This is a genomic window from Schwartzia sp. (in: firmicutes) (assembly GCF_978017985.1).
Window position 1 is genome coordinate 1 of sequence record NZ_CDXDFU010000031.1, and the last position, 2,536, is coordinate 2,536.

Consider the following 2,536-nt stretch of genomic DNA (forward strand, 5'->3'; position numbering starts at 1 on the left):
ACTCCTGTATCCTTCGAGTCATTGAAAATCTCTTCAACCTTGCCGTAGTTATTTTCACGTGTTGTCAGATACTTCTGCGTACCATTCTCAGCCCAGTACTTTTTGTCCGCATAAACATCGCGTGCACGCGTGATAGAAAGCGAGTCAACACCCGAACCCACATACTGCTGAGTGCCGTTGGCATATATTTTATCCGGCATAACAGCCGCCTGATTAACACTCTGGCGGGAATATCCTACCGCACCCGCATTCGACATATTGTGTCCGACCGTGTCCAGTGCCAGACGGTTCGTACTAATGCCCCGGTACATCGTATTAAGTCCTGCAAATGTAGAACGTACTGCCATTGTATTTCACCCTTTCTAGACCGAGCGGTCGAACAATTTTTTGCCCTGAATCGCCGCATCCGGCTGTTCCGTATCATCATAACCCGGCCCCGCCTGTGACTGTGTCATCACATTGAGGCTGAACGTCAGATACTCCATATCATTCTTTAAAAGAAGCCTGCTGCCCGAGCCGATTTTACGGATTTTTTCCAAAAGTTCCGTCAGACGCCCGAGATAATCCTTCGCTTCCATTTTTTCTTTTGAATACGGCTGATGCTTTAAGAATTCATTTACACTTTCGCATCCGGCTTTTTTCAGAAGATCCTCCTTCTGTTTTTCAAAAACCGAAAGCTGCCTTAACAGTCCATCGACGGTCTGCGTAGTCTCAGAGACACGCCGGCCGTCGAGATTTGCCTTTAATGCTTCCCGCTGCGCCTGGGCTGCAGCCTCAAGTTTCATTGAGAGGGCAAGCTCCGCACGCAGTATTTTTATAATCTCATCCATTCCGTAACCTCACGCCTCGAAATCGAAGTTCTTATGCTGCGTTACGATTTCCTGCCCTTTCTGCCCGTATGCAGGCTCCACCGTGGAGTTGCCTATACGGTTCAGGTGATACTGTACTGCGCCCAGCGCGCTCTTAATGAGGAATTCATTTTCCTCACTTTTCTGATTGGCTTTCTCTACGAGATCGCCAAGTTTTTTATGGAGTTCCCCGAGGCGCGGCGAGTATTCCGCGGGGCTTATCTCCGTGACTTCCTTCATTGTCATTTCGGGGCGTAATGATTTTTCTGACTTGCAAAGCTTAAGGAGTACACCCCGGCGCTCTTCCTCGAGCTTGTGAATCCGGTCGATGATCGTCTGCTCAACGTCAAGCAGCTTGTCCAATTTTTCAAGCTGAACCATGACAAGCACAGCATGCTTCTCCTGTGCTATTTTCAGAAGCTGACCATAGGCCTCCGTCAGTGCTTCCAGCACTTTAACAAGTTCCTGCCACATAAGCCTCGTCCCGCCTTATCAGTAACGCATGTTCAGCATGCTTGCCGCAATAGCCTTCTCATCGATTTTATAAGTTCCTGCGGAAATCTGGCTTTCCAGCTCCTCAACTCTGTCCATACGGACATCGTCCTTCTTTGAGCGGATCTTCTGCAGTATTGCACTGAAATCCTGTGCCTGTGTCGAAAGCTGCACAGAGCTGGATTCTGCAGATTTTGTTACCGGTTTTCTTCCCTTCGTTCCGCCTACAGCCTGTGCCCCATAAACGCTTGCGAGGGACTGGATATGATTGTTGATAAACATGGTTTACACCGTCCTTGCTAAAGGGTTTTACCCTTGTTTTTCTTTCTGCATATGAATCGAAAAAAAAAGCGGGATTCTTAACTCCCGCTTTTCGTCATTTTTATGCATTTATATGCAATTATCTCGTTAAATCTCTTTTTTTCTCTCTTTTTTACCCTAAATCATATTTTGAAAACATTTAGGAAAGCTTTTTGCCCATATCGCGGGAATACATTCCCGATCCTTTTTTAGCCGCCGGCGCAGGTGCTTTGGCAACCATCTTTTTCTGCGTCTGCTGCATCTGCTTTGCAAGCTCACCGTTGCATTTGTCGCAGAAGCGGCCGCTTGTGATAGGTGCTCCGCAGGATTCGCACGGATACTCGAGCTGAACGCCGTCCGTAACAAAACGTCCCTCGCGAATCATACGCATAACGAGCTTCTCTTTTACGTTGAGTGCCTCGCAGATCTGTTTTACCGTAGAGTGCGGGTTATCACGGACATAAGAAGAAATTTCCTGCATCTGGTCCTGCTGTTTTTCATAGCAGTCGCGGCATACCCCGATTCCCGTATCAACAAAAACTCGTCCGCATTCCGAGCAGTTTTTCAATGTATTTGCCATATTAATCACTCCTGTGTCCAAAATCAATTTTTATTATTTGTCTATTCATTATAACGCATTCGTTCAAGTTTTGCCAACGAAAAAACATGATGACTGATTTCTAAACCCATATGAAGAAAATCAGTTCCTGTCGCTGGAAAGCACAAGTCCGTACACCCGCTTTGCGCCTGCGCTGCGAAGAACCTTTGCGCATTCCATAAGCGTCGCCCCCGTGGTGCAGATATCGTCAAGAAGAAGCACCGATTTCCCACACACGTCCGCCCTCGCAGCCGCAGAAAATGCCCCCGAAAGATTTTTCCGTCTTTCCTCAGCGCCC

At 47.6% G+C, this 2,536-nt stretch carries 5 protein-coding genes and 1 pseudogene; all 6 read right to left on the reverse strand.

Features of this window, described 5'->3' with window-relative positions; translation table 11 throughout:
* Positions 1-347 (reverse strand): annotated as a pseudogene (locus tag ACY69O_RS01405) (flagellar hook-associated protein FlgK); the annotation flags it as partial.
* 15 nt (positions 348-362) lie between these two features.
* Complete coding sequence (gene flgN / locus ACY69O_RS01410; RefSeq protein WP_462331686.1) at positions 363-830, reverse strand: flagellar export chaperone FlgN; 468 nt, start codon at positions 828-830, stop codon at positions 363-365.
* Between the two features lie 9 nt (positions 831-839).
* Positions 840-1,322, reverse strand: coding sequence for a flagellar protein FlgN (locus ACY69O_RS01415; RefSeq protein WP_462331687.1), 483 nt, complete (start codon positions 1,320-1,322; stop codon positions 840-842).
* Positions 1,323-1,340: 18 nt separating this feature from the next.
* On the reverse strand, positions 1,341-1,622 hold the full coding sequence (gene flgM / locus ACY69O_RS01420; RefSeq protein WP_462331688.1) for a flagellar biosynthesis anti-sigma factor FlgM: 282 nt from the start codon (positions 1,620-1,622) through the stop codon (positions 1,341-1,343).
* A 178-nt stretch (positions 1,623-1,800) separates the two neighbouring features.
* Positions 1,801-2,220, reverse strand: a complete 420-nt coding sequence (locus ACY69O_RS01425) for a flagellar protein (protein ID WP_462331689.1) — start codon at positions 2,218-2,220, stop codon at positions 1,801-1,803.
* A 120-nt stretch (positions 2,221-2,340) separates the two neighbouring features.
* Positions 2,341-2,536 (reverse strand): ComF family protein (locus tag ACY69O_RS01430; protein ID WP_462331690.1); only part of this gene is annotated, 196 nt, incomplete at its 5' end.